Genomic DNA, 19,404 nt, shown 5'->3' with positions numbered 1-19,404 from the left:
CGTCGGATAACGGCACGATTCGTGACAAAACTAAACGATCACCTGTTGCTCGACCTGCAAAATATTGTGGGGCAAAGCCCCGGAGATTTTCCATGCATACTGATTGAGAATGAACATGCGGGACCAAAGCTATTGGATCATCACAAATTCGATGGGTTGAGGTGTCAAAAAGAAAATGCCCGGCAGATTCAGCAATTGGTATCAATAGGTTCGACATGTCCTGCGTAGGCCGTCATAGTGGCTTTCAAGAGGCAGTCGCTTTGACTCGCCAGTCATCCAGGGGGTTGCAATGACTTTGGTCAGAGGTTTTTTGCCGATCTTCGACACGGCGCATTTTATGCCCCGCGACAACGTTCTAAGATGCCGGACGCTGCAGACGGGATCGTCTGCGTACCGCAATAAGCAAAGGCTTGAACTGTGAACCCGGATTTCAGGATGTCTGCGTCCCCCAGACACGAGTTGCGCAATACCCGCAATCAGGGAACGACGTTCCTGGCACTCGCGTTTCTGTTCAGTGTTTTTGTCAATCTGCTGATGCTGACCGGGCCATTGTTCATGTTGCAGGTCTATGACCGGGTTTTGGGATCGCGCGCGGTCGAGACGCTGACGGCTCTGTTCCTGCTGGTTGCACTGCTTTATGTCCTGATGGCCATGCTGGATTATGCACGCGGCAGGATTGTCGCCCGGTTTGGGGCCCGGTTCCAATCCGCTTTGGACGAACGGGTGTTCGACGCCACGTTGCGGCGATCGCTTGATCCGAAAACAAGATCCGCACCGGCGACAGCGTTGCGGGATCTCGAAATCATCCAGAAACTCTGCGCGTCCCCCATTCTTCTGGCGGTGATGGACATCCCCTGGACGCCGGTGTTTCTGGCCGCGATCTTCCTGTTTCACCCCTTGCTTGGATGGCTGGCCGTTGGTGGCGGTTCGCTGCTGATATTCATTGCTCTGCTCAACCAGGTTCTGACCCGGAACAAAGTAGCGGAAGCACAGCGGGCATCGGCGCAGGCGAACTCGTTTTCCGAACATGCCAGGCAAGCCGCGGAAGTAGTCCGATCGCAAGGAATGCAGAGGGCTGTGACCCAGCGGTGGTTGCGGCAACGGTCGAGTGCATTGTCACAGACCATTTCCGCCAGCGACTGGACTGGAAGCTTTACTTCGCTGACCAAATCGCTGCGGCTGTTTTTGCAATCCGCGATGCTGGCGCTTGGGGCCTGGCTGGTGCTGCGCAATGAATTGTCGCCCGGTGCGATGATTGCTGGCTCGATCCTTTTGGGCCGGGCATTGGCGCCCGTGGAACAGGCGGTGGGCCAATGGGGGATGATCCAGCAGGCGCGGACGGCCTGGGTTTCGTTGAACCGATTTCTGGATACCACCCCGCCTGAGATGCCGCGCACCAAGTTGCCGGTGCCAAAAGCGAAATTGGAGGCCAAGCGCCTGACCGTCATTCCGCCGGGTGCCGATACACCGACACTGCGCAATGTCACGCTGCGCCTGGAACCGGGCAAGGCGTTGGGAGTTATCGGCAAAAGCGGGTCGGGTAAAACGACACTTGCCAAGGCCCTGCTGGGGTTGTGGCAACCGGCCGGCGGCGAAATAAGGTTGGGCGGTGCGACGCTGGATCAGTATGATCCGGACGATCTGGGGCAGCATATCGGCTATCTGCCGCAACAGGTTACCCTGTTCAACGGAACAGTGGCCGAGAACATCGCCCGGATGTCCGAAAACCCCGATCCCGAGGCAGTCGTTGATGCTGCGAAGAAAGCCAATGCGCATGACCTGATCCTGACACTGGAAAAAGGGTACGACACCTTTCTGGAAGGCAATGACAGCCAGCTTTCAGGTGGCCAAAAACAACGCATTGCCTTGGCACGCGCCCTATATGGGGACCCGGTCCTGTTGATTCTGGACGAACCGAACTCGGCCTTGGACGCAGACGGAACCGAGGCTTTGAATGCCGCCGTTCGTGGCCTGAAGGCCGAAGGTAAGGGGGCGATCATCATGACACATCGTCCGCAGGCAATCTCGGAATGCGATGATCTGGCCGTGGTCGAACGCGGTCAAGTTGTGAAGTTCGGCAGTCGGGACGAGATTTTGAGCGCGGCTGTGCAAAACGCCGAAGCCATCAAACGAAAATTCAATCAGGTAGGCAGCTGATGGCGGCGAATCTTGAACAACATCCACGTCCGGCGTGGCGCATTACGGTTCCGGCGCTTGTCGGTTTCTCTGCCTTGACCATCCTGGTCGGCGGACTGGGGCTCTGGTCGGTGCAGACAGAACTGGCGGGGGCAATCGTCTCGCAAGGGGTGATCGAAGTTCAAAGCAACCGCCAGGTCGTCGAACACCCCGACGGTGGTGTGGTCGGCGAGATCTTTGTGCGGGATGGCGATGTCGTCGCCGAGGGCGATTTACTCCTGCGGCTGGATGATACGTTTTTGTCCTCGGAAAAAAGCATTGTCGAATCTCAGCTTTTCGAACTTCTGGCGCGGAAATCGCGGCTGGAGGCGGAACGCGACGGAAGCAACGCAGACGGTTTGGCATCCAGTCTAAGCGCCCTTCAGCAACAGGAAAAAATCGATTCAGATCTGATTGATGGCCAGCAGCGGCTTTTTGAGGCGCGGATCGATACGATGGCCCAGCAGAAAGAGCAACTGGGCAAACAAATCACCCAGATCGAAAGTGAGATCGAAGGCACACAGGCCCAGTTGGTGTCGCTGCGCACTCAGGTCGATCTGATCCAGAATGAGTTGGAAGATCAGGAAAACCTGCTCAAGCGCGGTTTGACGCAGGCCAGCCGGGTGTCGGCCCTTCAACGTGAAAATGCCAGCCTGACCGGTGAAATTGGTCGTCTTGAAGCATCGGTGGCCCGTCTGAAAGGCCAGATTGCAGCAACGGAAATTCAGATCGTCGAGCTCACCGCCACACGGCGGGAGGAGGCGATCACCGCGTTACGTGAAGTGCAGGCTCAGGTGTCTGAACTGTCGGAGCGCAGGCTGGCCTTGACCGAGCGTTTGTCGCGTCTGGACATCCGTTCGCCGGTCTCGGGGTCAGTCTATGACAGTCAGGTTTTTGCGCTGCAATCGGTGATTCAGCCCGGTGAGCCGATGATGTATGTCGTGCCGCAGAACACACCGCTGCTGGTTGCCGCGCGTGTGGATGCGCTACATGTTGATCAATTGTATGTCGGACAAGAGGTCGCCCTGCGCTTCCCGGCGTTCAATCAGCGTGAGACACCTGAGATCAATGGTCATGTGATAAATGTATCTGCCGACACCTTCATGGACGAGAGTACTGGATTTACATTCTACCGGACTGAAGTTGCCCCAGACGACGGCGAAGTTGAACGACTGAACGGGCAAGCTCTGCTTCCCGGTATGCCGGTTGAGGCGATGATCAAGACGGATGAACGTACACCGCTGTCCTATCTGATCAAGCCGATGGCCGATTATTTCAATCGCGCGTTCCGCGAGTAACCAGGCGCATCATCGCGCCGGGTTTCAGGCCGCTTCCAGATTTCCGAGCAGGATCGAGGTCATGTCGCCCGAAAACTGTCCATCCACGGCGACAGCGTTTGTGCCCGTTGCATAGTTTACGTTGGTCGGGGTAATCCCGGAAAGATCCGCAGCGGAGTCCAGAAACACCCATTCAGCAGGATGTGTGGTCGGTAGACCAACAGCGACCTTCAATACCGCCAGCGCATCCAGAGCGTTTACCGTTCCGTCCTGTGTTATGTCGGCCGCGATCAGGTTTTTAGGCGTGGCGGGCCCCCAGGTCGGATCAAGCCCCACGGATATCCGCAGGACCTGCAGTGCATCCAGTGCGGTTATCTGGTCGCTGGCGGTCGAATAGCTTTTTACAACATCGAATTGACCAGGGAACGTGCCGGACGGCAGGCCCAGATCAAATTGCCCGTTCTCATCGGCAAAAACACTGATCGTGCCACCGCCGTTTAGAGTAAACCTGATTTCTGCGTCCGCCAGCGCAGGATTGGCCGTCTGTGTGTCGACTGTGATGTCCCCCAGCACGCCACCCGAGCCTTCAGGCACGAGCCCGCCGAAATTGCCGAAATTGACCGGGATATGGTCAGGCCCGCCAAACCCCGCTCCAAAGATGTCGGCGCTGGTCAACGGGCCACCAGTTGCGGAGTGAACCAGAATGGTTTCATTGATGTAGTCAATCTGCGCGCCTTGCGCTGTCGCGGTGAAAGTCAGTTGCGATGGGGTTCGCATCAGCGGGTAGTCGAACAGATCCAGCCGGTCCAGACCCGGCTGGAAGTCAGTAATCGTGGTCGTGTCGCTGCCGTAGTTCATGACAAAGATATCGGCGCCGGAACCTCCGGTCATCGTTGTGGCGCCTGTGCCAGCGATCAGAATGTCGTCTCCCGCCCCACCCAGAAGGGTCTAGTTCAGGATGCTGCCGGTCAGCATATCGCCCAGAGCTGTTCCGTTGACGGTGCCCAGCCCTTCGTCGACCACCCCCAGATCGGCGATCGAAACAGTCAATTGCGTCAGGCCGGATTCCTGTTGCGAGGCAGCAAGGATCTGTAACTCGTCCCCGACCTGGGCAACGCTGATCGTTTCGACGTTCTGCAAACCGCTTGCCAGAGTATCTGCGAAACTATCCAGATAGATCAGCTGGCCGTCGGGTGTCAGGGTAAACAGGGTAAGCCCGTCATCGCCACCTCCGGCCACAACAAAGGCCCGCCCGTTTGCTTCGACGACTGCCAGATCCTGAACCGTTTCAAACCGCGTGTTCAAGGAATCAAGAACATAGTCCGTCGGTGTCAAACGTCCGTCACCGCCCAACTTCATGACGCTGAGAGAGTTGCTGCCCGAACCCGCCACCAACACCCAGGATAGTCCGTACGCCTGCACCACTTCGATAGCTGTCGGAGTGGCAATGCCCAGTGTCGACAGAGAGGCGCTGTTATCCACCGTGGTCAGGATTCCGGTCGTATCGTCTATTTCGTAGGTGGAGATCACATTGCTGGCCGCATCCGCAGTGATCACGAAATGTCCGGATCCGGATTTCAGGCTTTGCATCGAATCGGCCTGTCCGGGGGTGATGCCTGCCAATGACAGCGATCCGTCCGTGCTCACATGATAGGTCGCAATACTGCCGCTGTCCTCGTGGGCAATTGCCAGAAATTCAACTGGCCCGACAGGGTGCCTGTTTCCCGCAAGGTTCCGATGGAGCCGTCAGCCAGCAGATCGTATCCAACCAGACCCTTTGCGGAATCGACGTCCAGAATCAGCCGGTCCTGCCCCCCAAGTGTCACCGGCATCCCGCTGCGCCCGACCTGAAACGTTATCGAGCCGCTGAAATATTGCGTGTCCTGAAGTTGAGGAATCGCGCCGTTTGCCAATGTCCAGACAGCAATACCGCCGCCGGGTCCAGTCACGCTGTACAGATACGTGGTCCCGTTAAACATTTTTAAAGCCGTATCGCCGATACCTGAATCGAGCGCCGTGCTCGCCGTTTCTACCACGCCTTGGAAATTGAACTTCATATCTGATCACCCCACGCCGATGCCGGCTTTGACAACAGGGTGCTCTGACGCAAAGACCAAAACCAAAGCGCAATTGTGGTGAAAACGAGGAGTTCGGATTCAGATTAACTCAAATTTTCGGGTCCGACCACGTGAGTCATCAAAAGGAAAGACAGATGAACGGAACCTGGCCCAGGCCAAACGTCTTCCCGACGTAAGCGGCAACTGCTTGTGAGGACAAGATGACGAAGAATTCTGAACTCAACACTCCTGACACGGATCGCAAGAAGCATATTCGCCAATGGATCGATGCGAGGTTGCGCAAATGGGCAGGCCGGGGCGCCGCAGGGGGGCTCGGATCCGTGCTTATGGCGTTACCGGCATTGGGACAGGCCACCGTGGAAGAGCTTTATGCCTTTCAATTTGCGGAGACCATTCCGGGAGTGAAGTCGGCAAAGCTGTTGAAAAACGGCGATGTTTTGCTGAAACTCAACGATGGTCGTACCCTGATCGTGGCTGCCGAAAACGTTCAGGTTCTGGACAGCGGCGCAATCATGATCGCCGAGGAAGCCGTTGCCGAAATCGCTCAGTTCAGCCTTACGGCAGAGGCCGGTGGCGCAGCCGCAGGTGGAATGGGCAGCGCTGGCGCAATATTGGGCGGGATAGGTCTGGCTGGCGCCGCTGCTGCGGGCGCAGGTGGCGGTGGTGGCGGCGGAGATGACAGCCCCGCAGTCGTGCCCACCCCGACCCCCAGTCCGACACCCAGCTACCCGACCCTCAACCTTGCGGGAGCCCAATCGACGACACTCAGCAGCTTCGGCACCGGAGTTTTGGCCTCGGCAGACGCGGACACTATTGAAGTGACCATCGGTTCGATCACGAAAACCATTGCACCGAATGCAGACGGAAGCTGGGTTATCTCGCTGACCGAAGCCGAAGCGACCAGTCTGCCGCAAGGGGTAAATTCAGTCACTATTCGAAGCCTCGATGCGTCTGGCGCCGAGTTGTCAACTGAATCGGTTCAGTTCGAAATTGACACCATACCACCGACCCTTGCCATAACCGGGGTATCTGACGGGGCCGTGATGAACGCCATTGAACAGGCGACCGATCTGATCCTGAGCGGAACCACAGACGCTGAAAACGGCCAGCTTGTAACTGTTTCGTTCAACGGGCAGTCGTATACCGGCATCGTCGCCAACGGGGCGTGGAGCGTAACGGTCCCCGCCTCTGATCTGGCCGCGCTGCAGGATGGTGCGACAATCATAATACAGGCGGACGTGACCGACCAGGCAGGCAATCCGGCTGTTCCGGCCGCGGACAGTATCGACACGGATTTCACTGCTCCGACCATCACACTTGACCCGGTTTCGGGCGGTTCGATCGAACTGGTCGATCTGAACAGCGATCTGGCTCTGACCGGCACGACAACGGCAGCCGATGGCCAGAGTGTTTTGGTGACGTTCAACGGCCAAGTTTACACGGGCACAACATCTGGCGGCAGTTGGAGCGTTACCGTCCCCAGCGCCGATCTTGGGGGGCTGACTACCGGCACCCCGGTTTCGGTCAGTGCCACGGTCAGCGACACCTCGGGTAATTTCGCCACTCCGGCAACGGCAACCCTGCCCGTGGATCTCAGCGGGCCTTCCATTTCAATCTCCCCACTGCCCACCGGTTCCGTTCTGAACGCGGTCGAGGCCGGGTCGGATCTGACTGTCAGCGGTACAACGGGAAATGTTCCGGATGGACAGCAGGTAACGGTTAACCTGGGCGGTCAAACCTATCTGGGCGCTGTATCAGGAGATACATGGACAATTACGGTTCCCACGGTAGATTTGCAGGCGCTTGCGGACGGTTCGGGATTTACCATCACCGCTGACGTTTCCGACAATCACGGATTGGACGCGCCACAGGCCAGCAGCTCGGTCTCGACGGATTTCACCGCCCCAACGCTCAGCATCGACAGTTTTTCTTCTGGTGCCGTTCTGAATGCCTCGGAGCAAGCTACGGATCTGACCATAACTGGTGCGACGGATGCCGAAGACCGGCAAATGGTGACCGTTTCGATGAACGGGCAGACGTAGTCCGGCCAGGTCCAGAGTGGCAGTTGGAGTGTGACTGTACCGTCCTCAGATCTTTCGTTGTTGTCCGACAATGGTACTGTGACGGTTACCGCTGACATCTCGGACGCCGCAGGTAACCCCTCCGTTCAAGCGACGAGCAGCTTTGACACGGACTTTACGGCACCTTCAATCACGATCTCCGCCCTGTCAGACGGCGCGATCATGAATGCCGCCGAACAGAGCACGGATCTAACCGTGTCGGGCACATCAGATGCGCCGGACGGAACAACGGTCACAGTTCAGATCGCACGTGCTGACGGAACCGTTGATGTGAGCGGAACAGCGACTGTAACAGGTGGAGGGTGGAACTATACCGCCGCAAGCTTGGATTTAGCCGGGTTGCAGGACAATGAAAGCTACAGTGTCACCGCTTCGGTTGCGGATGCGGCAGGAAACAGCAGCTCCGCTTCAGACGGCTTCACAACGGACTTTAGCGCACCGTCAATCACGCTTGATCCGGTTCCGACCGGTGCAGTTCTGGATGTGATTGAAAGAAACAGCGATCTAGCAGTGTCGGGAACTACCACAGCTGAGGATGGCCAGACGGTTTCGGTAACGCTCGGCGGGCAGACCTTTACGGCCGTTGTTTCCTCGGGAACTTGGTCCGCTACCGTTCTTTCGGGCGATCTGGCGGCATTGGCGGATGGGACCGCCTTTACGCTGACGGCTATGGTGGATGATGCGGCTGGCAACAGTGCGCCCGCTGCAACGACAACGCTCACGACCGATTTCCGCCCGGTGTTGACCCTGAATGACGTCGGGACAAACGGTGCCGTTTCTCTCAGTGACGCGCAAAACTCGCGCCTGACCATAAGCGGTTCCTCGCACGGTCTAGCTGTCGAAAGCAGTCCTCATCTGGCAAAAAGCGATGCCAGGTTTGCGGCCGCAAATGCCGGTCAGGATGCCGCGAAGGGCGCGTTTCTGCCCCAGGTCTTCTTGGGTCTGAACGCGCGCTCCGAACGAGTTGTTTCGGATGCCGCTGATTTTTCACCGTATCTGCGTGTTTCGCAACTGGTATATGATGGTGGTGCGGCGGCGGGGGATTTGGCTGCGGCACGCGCCCGGATTTTTGAAAGTCAGGGGGACCGTCTGCAAACGGCCTCGGCAACGGCGCTGGCCGCGATTGAAACATATGTGACAGTTTTGGACCGCCGGAAGATTCAAGACCTGACCGCCAGGAATGTCGAGGTACACCAACAGCTTGTCCAGCAGATTTCGCAACGGGCGGCCAGCGGCGCAGGATCGAAGGGGGATGTTCTGACCGCGCGTTCCCGCATGGCTGACGCACAAACACGCTTTGCGGATGCAAAAACGCGCACGGCGCGCGCCGAGGCGCGATTTGTTGAAATCTACGGAACAGCGCCCGGAGTGTTGGCCCCGGCCATCCCCGCTCCGCTGCTGTCACGGAGTGACGCACAGATCGTGGAGGCAAGCCCTCAGATCCGCCGCGCAGATGCTGCTGTTGTGGCCGCGAAGGCAGAACTTTCTGCCGCTCTGGCCTGTCGCCAACCGGATGAAAGACTGGCCGCTTTTGCCAACAGGGACGATAGCCGAGATGCGAATTACGGTGTCGATCTGGCAGTTAACTACGAAATCGACAGTACGGGGACGCGCCGGGCGGCGATTGCGGTTGCGGAAGCGCAGGTCCGAGATGTCGAGTTTTCCCGGGAAAGCCTGAGCCGCGAAAAATCCCGGGAATTGGGGTTCATTCGTTCGGATCATAAAGCTGGCGCCGAACGCCTGCAGGCAGCGCGCCAGGCCGCCCAGGCAAACGCCGACAGCATCAAGGCAGCACAAGCACAGTTTTTAATCGGGCGACGCACTCTGATCGAGATTCTGGATGCACAAAGGGATTATGTGAACGCGCAAGAACGACTGATCCTGGCAGAGCAGAACTACTTTCTGACAAATTATGCGGCGCTCAGCCTAACCGGGGATATTCTTGATCTTCTTGGTGTCACTCTGAACAACAGGATTGGGCAACCATGATGCAGGCGCAATCGGTTACACGCCCCCACTCTTTGACGGCAATGGAGGTCTGCCTCCTGCACGTCGCCGCGCATCTCGACCGCCCACTGACATTGGCAGCGGTCCAGGCGACACAATCCAGCGAAGGTGAACTGACAATCCGGGATGTCATTACAGCCCTGAACAGAGCGGACATGCAGGCCGCGTATGGCAAACGGAAACTGGCTGCTTTCAACAATCATCTGGTACCGGCGATCCTTCTCTTGGAAAATGAGCGTGCAGTGGTCTTGCACGGGCGAGCATCCAACGGCGATTTACTGATCTTTGATCCGGAACTGGGCCGCGAAATCGGAGAGATACCAGAAGCCAGCCTTTCTGAAACATACACCGGATATGCAATTCTGGTGCGCGGTATCCATCAGGAGGAAATTGGTTCGATCAGCAACGATTGGAAAGGTCATTGGTTCTGGTCCGCCCTTGCCGCCAACCGCTGGTCATATATTCAGGTGGCGCTGGCAGCCGCCCTTGCCAATCTGCTTGGGCTGTCGACATCCGTGTTCATCATGGTCGTTTACGACCGGGTTCTGCCCAACGAGGCGACGGAGTCCCTGATCGCCTTGACCGCAGGCGTTTGCCTAGCTCTGATTTTCGACTTTGTGCTCAAACTGCTACGAGCCGGGTTTATTGATGCAGCGGGAAAGCAGGCTGATCTGTTCATGGGGCGGCGTGTATTTGACCACTTGCTGAACATTCGTATGAATTCCCGGACCGGGTCATCTGGCGCCATGGCCAGCACCGTCCGGGAATTCGAAACACTCCGCGAGTTCTTTACATCGGCAACGCTGGTCGCGGTGGTGGATCTGCCATTCATTGGGCTGTTTGTTTTCGTCATTTATTTGGTCGGTGGCCCGCTGGCCCTGATCCCCGCACTTGCTGTGCCTGTCGTTCTGGTGACCGGGTTGATCGTTCAGCCTGTTTTGTCCCGTCTTGCGGAAAACAGTTTTGCTGATGGGCAATCCAAACAATCGGTTCTGGTCGAAGTTCTTTCCGGCCTTGAAACCATAAAGACAACCGGAGCGGCGCGGCAAATGCGGTCCCGTTGGGAACAGGCGATGGATCGTCAATCCGCGCACGGCATGCGCAGTCGTGCCGTCACGCAATTTGCGCTGAATTTGACCGGGTTTACCCAACAAGCCGCTCAGGTGTTGATAGTCTTCTACGGCGTTTTTCTGATCGCGGACGGTGAAGCGAGCATGGGGGCACTGGTTGCTTCGGTAATGCTGACAGGACGTGCGCTGGCTCCTCTGGGGCAGTTGGCGCAAACCCTGACGCGGATCAATCAGGCGCGCAGCGCATATCGCAATCTCGATTCTCTGATGCAGGCGGAAAGTGAGCGACCGCAAGGACGAAGCTGGATCAGTCGCAAAGGTTTCGAAGGTCGCATTTCCTTCAACAACGTGCATTTTGCCTATCCTGACCAGACAAACGACTCTTTGGACGGCATTTCTTTTTCGGTTGCTCCGGGCGAAAAAGTAGCAATCCTTGGCCCGATCGGTTCGGGCAAGAGTACAATTGCGCGTCTTTTGCTGGGGTTATACGAACCCAAGACTGGTTCGGTTTCGTTGGATGGAGCGGATATTCGACAAATTGACCCCGGTGATCTGCGCCGAAACATTGGGTCTGTTCTGCAGGATGTTTGGTTGTTTTCCGGTACCGTTCGCGAAAATATCGCCAGTGGGTCGATCCGCCCCAACGATGAAGATCTGCTGAAGGCCGGACGGGTTGCGGGTGTCGAAGATTTTGTGGCGCGTCATCCCGGCGGCTACGATTTGAAACTGGCTGAACGCGGCGAAGGTTTGTCCGGCGGGCAACGGCAGGCGATTGCGCTGGCAAGGGCCTTGGTCGGTCGCCCGCCGGTCCTGCTGTTGGACGAGCCAACCAGCGCCATGGATATCCGGACGGAAGCAGAAGTCATCAAGCGACTGAAGCAGGCAACTTGTGACAGCACAGTCGTTGTCATTACACATCGCACAAGCTTGCTGGACCTGGTTGACAGGGTGATCGTCCTCGAAAGCGGCAAGATTGTGGCTGATGGCTCAAAAGATCTGCTGACTCAATATGCAAACCGCAAGGGGAGGCATCTGAATGTCGCGGCATCCTGATCTTGCGAAACTGGCCCGTGAGATGCAGGGGCGTTCCCCGCTGCGGGGGTCTGCCTTGTTGCTTCTAATTTTGTCCTTTTTTGTTGCGGCAGGTTTCTGGGCGCATATGACCGAGCTTGACGATGTAACCCGCGTGGACGGTCGCATTGTCCCATCGGGCGATTTACAGGTGATCGAAGCTACTGAACCGGGTGTTCTGCGGTCCCTGAATGTTCAGGAAGGTCAGCTAGTAGACAAGGGAACCCTTCTGATGGAGTTCGATACCACTCAAATAGCCAGCCAATTGGGTCAGGAACAGCAGCGTGCCTTTGGTTTGATGGCGCGGACGCAGCGGCTGCAGGCGGAAATCGACGGCACCGAATTAGAGTTCAAGCCTGTGTTGTTGAAAGACGCGCCAGCGGTCATTCAATCTGAAACGGCGCTGTTTCAGGGGCGACAGTCTGAGTTGCAGGCGGAGATCGCCATCCTTGAACGCCAACGCCAGCAACGCCGTCGCGAGTACGAAGAAGGACTGGTGGATCAGTTTACGGCCGAGGAAACGCTCAAGGTGCTGGCCGAGGAACGGTTGATTATGGAACCATTGGTCGAGCAACAGATGGAGCCGGCGACGACGCTGCTTTCCTTGCGTCGCAGTGAGGCGGAATGGAACGGGCGCAAGGTCAGGGCCGAAGCGGTGACCAACAGGTTGAAATCCGGTCTCGACGAAATTGATGATCGCATCCGGGCGACACGCAGTCGGTTTCGCAGCAGTGCCCTTACCGATCTGGCGCTTGCGACAGCAGAGCTTGCCGCGCTGCAACCTGCCTTGCCTGCGTTGCGTGACCGCGCGGCACGGGCGCAGATCCGAGCCCCAGTGCGTGGTATTGTCAACCGGATACACCGGTCAACGGTTGGCGGGTTGGCCCGAAGCGGCGAAGAGTTGATCGAAATTGTCCCGCTGGACGACTCCTTGCTGGTCGAGGCCTATGTCCGCCCTGAAGACATTGCTTTTTTGCACGCCGGACAAAAAGTGAAAGTCAAGATAACGGCCTATGACTTTGCCCGCTACGGCGGACTGGACGGCGAAATCTTCCGCATCGGTGCGGATACAATCAATCGATCCGACCGAAACGACGAAGAGGTATTTGTGGTCGAGATTCGAACCGGTGGCACAATGCTGGACGGCAACGGTGCAGAAATAGAGATCATCCCCGGCATGGTTGCCGAAGTGGATATTCTCGCCGGTCGAAAGTCAGTCCTCGACTATCTCGTCCAGCCTGTGGTCAAAATCAAGGACAGGGCATTGCGGGAATAGCACCTACCGGCGCTTCCCGTTATTAGCCGCGCCGGATAACGCATGCTATAACCCGAACCCTAACTCCAAATCCCGGAGGCTTGACCTAAGTGGATCAGGAGGCAGGCTGCTTGAACTGCTGGTCAAACAAACGCCGGAATGCCCCGTTACGCTGCATTAGGTTGTCGAGATTACCCTGTTCGATCACCTCTCCGTCCTGAACAACCATAATCTTGTCGGCCTCCAAAACAGTCGACAGACGATGGGCGATCACGATCGTGGTGACATTTTTGGTCAGTTTGTCGAGCGCTTCTTTCACATAAGTTTCTGATTCCGCATCCAATGCGCTGGTTGCCTCGTCAAGCAACAGAATTTCTGCCTGGCGCAGGATTGCACGCGCAATTGCCAGTCTTTGCTTCTGCCCACCGGACAGAAATGCGCCATTTTCGCCAACCTGCGTGTCATATCCGTTTGCCAATTCGGTAATAAAGTCGTGGGCATGTGCCGCTCGGGCGGCTTCCATGACTTCTTCAACCGTTGCGTCGGGACGCGCGTATCGAAGGTTGTCCATTACGCTGGCCGAAAACAGGAACGTGTCTTGCCCGACGTAAGAGATTTTGCGCCGCAACGAAGCGAAGCTCACGTCCATGACATCTTGTCCGTCGATTTCGATGCGCCCCTGATCCGGATCATAAAAACGCATGATCAGGCCAAAGATGGTGGACTTGCCACCGCCAGACTGCCCAACCAGCGCAGTGGTTTTTCCCGCTTCAAAAGTCAGGTCCATATTCTTGAGAATAGGCAAGGAGCCCTGATAGCCAAAAGTGACGTCATGCAACCGAACCTCGCCGGGCCCCGGACGCAGCTGCACGGGTTCGATGCTTTCGCGCATCGGATCTTCCTGGTCCAACAACTCGAACATCATGCCGATTGGCACCAATGTCGTCTCGATGACCACGCGCATCTTGGAAAGTCGTTTGGCCGGTTCATAAGCCATCAGCAAAGCGGTGATGAAAGACATCAGTTGCCCCGGTGTGGTCGGCTCACTTCCTGCGATACCAATCGTGCTGATGATCAGAATGGCCGCGATCGCTATACCTGCCAGAAATTCCATCAATGGGCTGGCGATTGATTGCAGCCGCGAAATGGAGTTGGCGCGGTTTTCGACGGCCCTGATCGCGCGGTTCATGCGATCGGCCATGTGGTCTTCCAGCGCAAAAACCTTGATGATCTTGATGCCCCCCGAGGTTTCCTGAAGGACTTTCATGATCTCTGCCAGAGATTTCATTTCAGAACGCATGATCGAACGCACGCTCTTGAGCAGAACTCTGACGCCCAGCAGGGCGATTGGTCCGACAACGAAGAACAGCACGGACAACACCGGTTGTTGATAGACCATCACAAATACCAGACCAACAAGGGTCAGCGCATCGCGAACAAAACTCGTGACCACGACATCAACCAGGCGCCTTGCAGCCAGAGCACCCTGTGTCACGATCATCAAAAGATCAGAGGATTCCGTGTCGGCAAAGAATCCAACACCTCGTTTCAGCAGTTTCGCATATAGCTGTTCCTGCTGAACGGCGATGATCCGGTTGCCCGCGCGGGCCAGAAAAACAGACTGAATGTAGGATGCAGCTGCTTTGGCGAAAAACAGCCCCAAAATCGCCAGCGCGACGAGATAGACCTTTGAGCGCGCTTCCGGCGTCGTCATGGCGTTGACGATGTTTTCCATCATCCAGGCGGTGCCCGCAGTTGTCCCCGCAACAACAACCATGGCGGCCATGGCGATGCCGTAAAGCCAACCCTGGCTGCGCAAACTGCTGCCAACCAATCGGCCTATGTGGCCGGATCGCCATTTTTCCCAGAAATCTCTGACCATTCTACTCTCCAGGCCCTCAATTGCCTTCGACACCTGCTGCCGACGCGATACTTCGATAGGTCGGAAACGATCTCGTCGCCTGTCTTTTCAGGAAAGACGGGTTGGTGTTAGTTAAGCGGGACGGTTGCAAGAATCCATAGCTGGCCCAAAGATAATATTGGACATCCTCCAACTATCTGAAAAAGAGATGAAATTCGAAAATCTCAAGCAGACGCAGTTGGGAAGATCGTGTGCCGAACAAATCATTGCCAATCAACTTCCCCCAAAAAAATGTACCCGGCACCGTAAATTGTTTTGATAAGGCGCGGATTTTTTGGGTCTTCGCCCAGTTTGGTGCGCAAACGCGAAATTCGCACATCCATCGCCCTGTCGAAACTCTCACCCGCGGCACCGCCTAAAGTTTCCTGCATCTGCCCACGACTGATCAACCGTTTCGGGCTTTCCAGAAACAGGCGCAGAACCTCGCCTTCGGCATGGCTCAACGGAGTTTCCGAGCCGGTTCCGTCCACAAGAACATAGCGATCGAAATATGCGGTCCAGCCATTGAAATATGCCACTTCCGACTGCGGGGACTGGGTTCTTGGTGCGCGCAATCTTGCGCGGATTCGGGCGACAACTTCGGCAGGATCGAAAGGTTTGGTGATATAGTCGTCAGCCCCAAGTTCCAGCCCGGTGACGCGATCCTGTACCTGCACCCTGCCCGAAATGATAATTACGGCGGCCCCCTGTTCCAACGCCAGTCGGTGTACCAACGCCAGCCCGTCTGTATCCGGAAGCGACAGATCAACAAGGCAAACATCCGGAGTCACCCGTTTCAGTGAGGCTTCGAATTCGCGGGCGCGTGAAAAGCTTTGTGTGCGGAACCCGGCCTCTTCCAACGCATCCGTCAATATGCGCCGTATCTCGGGCTCGTCATCAAGGATGGTCACCAATGGTTGGTTCATCAGGCGGCCTCGGTTCGGATCAGTGCAGACAATTGTGCCCGGGAGAACGGTTTACGCAACACCGGCGCCAAAGCAAGCGCTTGTCGATGCAGAGGGTCGGAATAGGGCAAGGATGTCATCAGAATACAGGGAAGGCCAGGTTTCAGCCGCTCAAGCAGATCAATCCCGGTGGCCGATCCATCAAGCCGGATATCGGACAGAACCAGCGCAATATCGTCAATATCCAAGATCAAACCGAGCGCTTCATCAACTGACGTGGCCTCGATCACAGAATAGCCGAGGTCAACAAGCAGATCGCGGAACTGGCAACGTAATTCGTCGTTATCCTCGACAAGTAGAACAAGACCGCCGCGGCCTGATGGTGCGGGCCTGTAGGGCAATCGCATGACAACGGATGCACCTGATTGCGTGTTGCGCAAATTCAGGTCTCCGCCAGCCAGTTTGACGGTATCGTAAACCATGGGAAGGCCTAACCCCGACCCGTCGCTGCCTTTGGTCGTGAAAAACGGGTTAAGAGCCTTTTCCAAAGCTTCGGGTGAAAACCCGGGTCCGGTGTCGGATACGGTGATTTCGGCCCATATTCTTCCGATCGCATGGGCGCTGATGGTGATCTGACCGGAATTGCCGCATGCGTCACGCGCGTTCAGGACAAGATTGAGCATTGCATCCTGAACCATACCCGGGTCGAGCATCAGCGCCTCGTCCGGCAATGTATTGACCACCGACAGCCCCACTCCCCGCGGCAACGATGGCGACGCAAGAATGCGAAGGTCTTCCAGCAGCCCTCGCATGTCGGTCGCCTTGGGTTGAGGTGTCCGGTTTCCCGTCATATCCGCGATCCGGTTCAGCAATTGCCCTCCACGGCGGGCTGTTTGTTGAGTGGCCGAAACAAGTTCCTGCGCCTCTTCGGGCAGGCCCATTTTGTTCAGCCGCGCCTGCATCCCCAGAATGATCGTCAGCAGGTTTGAAAAATCATGTGCCATGCCGCTGGTCATCTGCGCCGCCATTGCGCGGCGGCTCGCCTGTTGCAAGGCGACCCTGGCTTGCGTTTCTTCGGTCACGTCGACGGACATTATGTAGACGCCCCCTGCCCCGTCCGGGGTGAAAGAAACCCGTATCCGGCGAGAATCCTGATCCTCGGTAAACTCAAAAACTGAAGTTTCGCCGCCATAGGCGCGTTCCAGATAGGGTTCGACCCGTTCAAACGCTGAAGGACCTAGCGCCTCGGAGATGTGCAGACCTGCAATCTCAGACGGTCGGCCCGGCATGACGGAACTCAGGCGGCGGTTTGAATAGTCGTAGATACCGTCCTGTCTCAGATGAGCGATATGGGCCGGCATCATCTCCGTCGTCAAACGGGTGCGGGCCTCAATCTCGGTCAGTTGGCGCTTTGCCTCTTCCAGTGCCGAGTTGGTTGCGGCCAGCTTTCGGTTCGCGGCTGACAATTCCTCGGCATGGCTCAGCAACTGTCCGGACAGTTCCTCGGACCGTGCGCGCAACAGGTTCTCAGCCCGTTTTGTGCTGGTGATATCTGTATACACTGCGACCCAGCCGCCTTGTGGCAACGGTGCCCCCTCGATCGAGATAACCTGTCCGTTTGGTCGCGCCCGTTCCATGTAATGCGGTTCGAAATTCAGCGCCTGCTCGACGCGGGCCTTCACCATTTCGTCCACATTTCCGTCGTCGCCATATTCCCCTCGGCTGGCGAGGAACTGAATGGTGTCGTGAAACAGGGCGCCGGGGCGGACCAAGGTGTCGGGCAGATCGAACATTTCCTGAAAGCGGCGGTTGCTGACAACCAGCCGCAATTGGCTGTCGTAAATCGAAAGGGCCTGGCCGATCAGATTCAGACCGGCCATAGTCATTGCTTTCATATGCTGTTCGGTGGTGTCCAAGACAGTTCTCCCCACGGAACAGGCGTAACATCAGAACCCCCGCAGGTGTAGGGGGCAGAGATGCGACAAAAACAGGCCGGGCCTGCCTTGGGCTCATGGTCACGCTGCACTGCCCTAGTCTGGATAGCGCTCTTTCGATTTGGCACCCTCTGGGGTCAGAGAATAAAGGGAAAGCGTGTGGTCCGCATTGCGCATGCGGTGCCGTAGCATCTGACGCCCAAGCCGGCCCAGATCCGACGCGAATTCCGGATCGTTCGCGACATTCTCAAGCTCACCCTTGCCGGCATGGTCAAAAAGGATCGGAGGTAGATCGGCGGCGAACTCAACCAGCGTGAACCGGTCCTCCCGAAGAATGCTCAGATTCGATTCGCTGTTGCCGGTTCCCAATTGCTGCTGCCACAGAGTTGGCTTTTCAGGTTCTGAAAAATCAAGCTCACTGAACGAATACCTGCGCCAGTCGTCGGGAACATCACCCTTCAGCAGCGGCACAAGCGAGCGTCCGTCCATCGAGTTCGGAACTGATTTGCCCACCCAGTCGAGAATGGTTGGGGTGACGTCCACAGATTCCGTCGGCACATCGACAACCGAACCCGCGCGGGCTGAATTCCCCGGCATCCTGATAATCAGGGGCGTATGATAGGCGGCATCAAACACCGTCATTTTGCCCCAGGTATGCCGATCGCCCAGCATCTCGCCATGGTCGGCGGTGATCACCAGCAAAGTGTTCTCATATTGCCCGCTTTCCTTCAGGTACTGGATTACACGGCCGACGTGATGATCGACCTCGGTCGCAAGACCCAGATAGACGGAACGCAGGGTTTGAACGTTTTCCTGTGTCGGTTCAATTTCCCCCATGCCCTTTACAAAGCCGGTGGCCGTTTGGGATTGCATCGAAGGGGCAAAAAACGGGTGCAGCGCCGCTTCGGCCTGCTGGTCCGGGAACCCGGCAGGAAAAGGCAACTCGGCAGGATCGTACATGTCATTATACGGCGCAGGTGCAACAAGCGGCGGGTGCGGCCGGATATAGGTCAGATGGGCGAACCAGCTCTGTTTGTGGTACGCGGCGATACCATTCAGAAAAGCGTCCGTCAGAAAGGCCGTGTCACTGTCTTCGGCCCGGTACAACGCGGGGTCGTTCAGTTTCGGCGTGCTGCCAGTTGGTGATACGGGCTTGTAGACATCCCAGTAATCGTCGAATGAATAGCCCTTTTGCATCAGATGAGATTGCCAGGGAAAAGATTCCTCGAGCCGCATTTCGACCACCTCGTGAAACCCCTGCATCGGGTACTCATAAGACTTGAGCGACGGGTCGTTGGGATCAAACACGCGCGGATCGGCTGACGTGTCGGTATAACCGAACAACATGGGCAGATATCCGGCCTTGCGCATCTCGGTCGCGACATTGGGAATGTCGTGGCGCAGTGGCGTTCCGTTGCGGACAGAGCGGTGGTTCATCGCGTACTGACCGGTCAGTATTGAAGCCCGAGACGGGCCGCACGGGTTGGTCACCGAGAAGTGGCGCGTAAAGGTGACCGCATCGCTCATGAACGCGCGCAAATTGGGCAGATCCACATGGTTCGCCAATGCGCCGGTTAGGCAATCTGCACGCAGTTGGTCGATGATTATGAATAAGACGTTTCCTGCCTGTGACATATCCGCAATCCTGTTT

At 56.9% G+C, this 19,404-nt stretch carries 12 protein-coding genes and 1 pseudogene; 6 read left to right on the top strand and 7 right to left on the bottom strand.

Annotated features, from left to right (window positions below; genetic code table 11):
* Positions 1-435 precede the first annotated feature (435 nt).
* Both ACR0MI_RS13150 and ACR0MI_RS13145 read left to right on the top strand, forming a co-directional pair.
* The gene (locus tag ACR0MI_RS13150) at positions 436-2,157 is read left to right on the top strand and encodes a type I secretion system permease/ATPase (RefSeq protein ID WP_170614065.1); all 1,722 of its coding nucleotides are present in this window, start codon (positions 436-438) and stop codon (positions 2,155-2,157) included.
* Complete coding sequence (locus ACR0MI_RS13145) at positions 2,157-3,473, top strand: HlyD family type I secretion periplasmic adaptor subunit (protein WP_170614066.1); 1,317 nt, start codon at positions 2,157-2,159, stop codon at positions 3,471-3,473. The genes ACR0MI_RS13150 and ACR0MI_RS13145 overlap by 1 nt, the downstream gene beginning before the upstream one ends.
* Positions 3,474-3,497: 24 nt before the next feature.
* Here the strand turns inward: ACR0MI_RS13145 and ACR0MI_RS13140 are convergent, their stop codons facing one another.
* Genes ACR0MI_RS13140 through ACR0MI_RS13130 form a run of 3 tightly spaced genes read right to left on the bottom strand, consistent with a single transcriptional unit; the run spans position 3,498 to position 5,509 of the window.
* Complete coding sequence (locus tag ACR0MI_RS13140) at positions 3,498-4,343, bottom strand: dockerin type I domain-containing protein (protein ID WP_480854573.1); 846 nt, start codon at positions 4,341-4,343, stop codon at positions 3,498-3,500.
* Between the two features lie 57 nt (positions 4,344-4,400).
* The gene (locus tag ACR0MI_RS13135) at positions 4,401-5,099 is read right to left on the bottom strand and encodes a lactonase family protein (protein ID WP_480854571.1); all 699 of its coding nucleotides are present in this window, start codon (positions 5,097-5,099) and stop codon (positions 4,401-4,403) included.
* A complete protein-coding gene (locus tag ACR0MI_RS13130; RefSeq protein WP_480854569.1) occupies positions 5,096-5,509 on the bottom strand; it encodes a hypothetical protein in 414 nt (137 codons plus the stop codon). The genes ACR0MI_RS13135 and ACR0MI_RS13130 overlap by 4 nt, the downstream gene beginning before the upstream one ends.
* A 221-nt stretch (positions 5,510-5,730) precedes the next feature.
* On the opposite strand from ACR0MI_RS13130, the pseudogene ACR0MI_RS13125 reads away from it, so the two are divergent.
* From ACR0MI_RS13125 to ACR0MI_RS13110, 4 genes and pseudogenes are all read left to right on the top strand, one after another.
* Positions 5,731-8,298: pseudogene (locus ACR0MI_RS13125) on the top strand (Ig-like domain-containing protein); the annotation flags it as partial.
* Entirely contained in the window at positions 8,281-9,600 is a 1,320-nt protein-coding gene (locus ACR0MI_RS13120; protein WP_480535906.1) for a TolC family protein, read from the top strand. The pseudogene ACR0MI_RS13125 and the gene ACR0MI_RS13120, both read left to right, overlap by 18 nt.
* Positions 9,597-11,741: a type I secretion system permease/ATPase gene (locus ACR0MI_RS13115; protein WP_480854567.1), complete on the top strand. Its 2,145-nt coding sequence runs from the start codon at positions 9,597-9,599 to the stop codon at positions 11,739-11,741. The genes ACR0MI_RS13120 and ACR0MI_RS13115 overlap by 4 nt, the downstream gene beginning before the upstream one ends.
* Positions 11,725-13,035, top strand: coding sequence for an HlyD family type I secretion periplasmic adaptor subunit (locus ACR0MI_RS13110; protein WP_170614070.1), 1,311 nt, complete (start codon positions 11,725-11,727; stop codon positions 13,033-13,035). The genes ACR0MI_RS13115 and ACR0MI_RS13110 overlap by 17 nt, the downstream gene beginning before the upstream one ends.
* 94 nt (positions 13,036-13,129) lie before the next feature.
* Here ACR0MI_RS13110 and ACR0MI_RS13105 read toward each other — a convergent pair whose 3' ends face one another.
* From ACR0MI_RS13105 to ACR0MI_RS13090, 4 genes are all read right to left on the bottom strand, one after another.
* The gene (locus tag ACR0MI_RS13105) at positions 13,130-14,896 is read right to left on the bottom strand and encodes an ABC transporter ATP-binding protein (protein WP_170614071.1); all 1,767 of its coding nucleotides are present in this window, start codon (positions 14,894-14,896) and stop codon (positions 13,130-13,132) included.
* A gap of 242 nt (positions 14,897-15,138) precedes the next feature.
* Complete coding sequence (locus ACR0MI_RS13100; protein ID WP_480441115.1) at positions 15,139-15,840, bottom strand: response regulator transcription factor; 702 nt, start codon at positions 15,838-15,840, stop codon at positions 15,139-15,141.
* On the bottom strand, positions 15,840-17,705 hold the full coding sequence (locus ACR0MI_RS13095) for a PAS-domain containing protein (RefSeq protein ID WP_480854595.1): 1,866 nt from the start codon (positions 17,703-17,705) through the stop codon (positions 15,840-15,842). Before ACR0MI_RS13095 ends, ACR0MI_RS13100 begins: the two co-directional genes overlap by 1 nt.
* Before the next feature lie 144 nt (positions 17,706-17,849).
* On the bottom strand, positions 17,850-19,388 hold the full coding sequence (locus ACR0MI_RS13090; RefSeq protein ID WP_170619331.1) for an alkaline phosphatase family protein: 1,539 nt from the start codon (positions 19,386-19,388) through the stop codon (positions 17,850-17,852).
* Between the last annotated feature and the right edge of the window lie 16 nt (positions 19,389-19,404).

The sequence above is a fragment of the Ruegeria sp. D4 genome, assembly GCF_056534475.1.
This window is presented reverse-complemented; position numbering and strand designations above follow the sequence as displayed.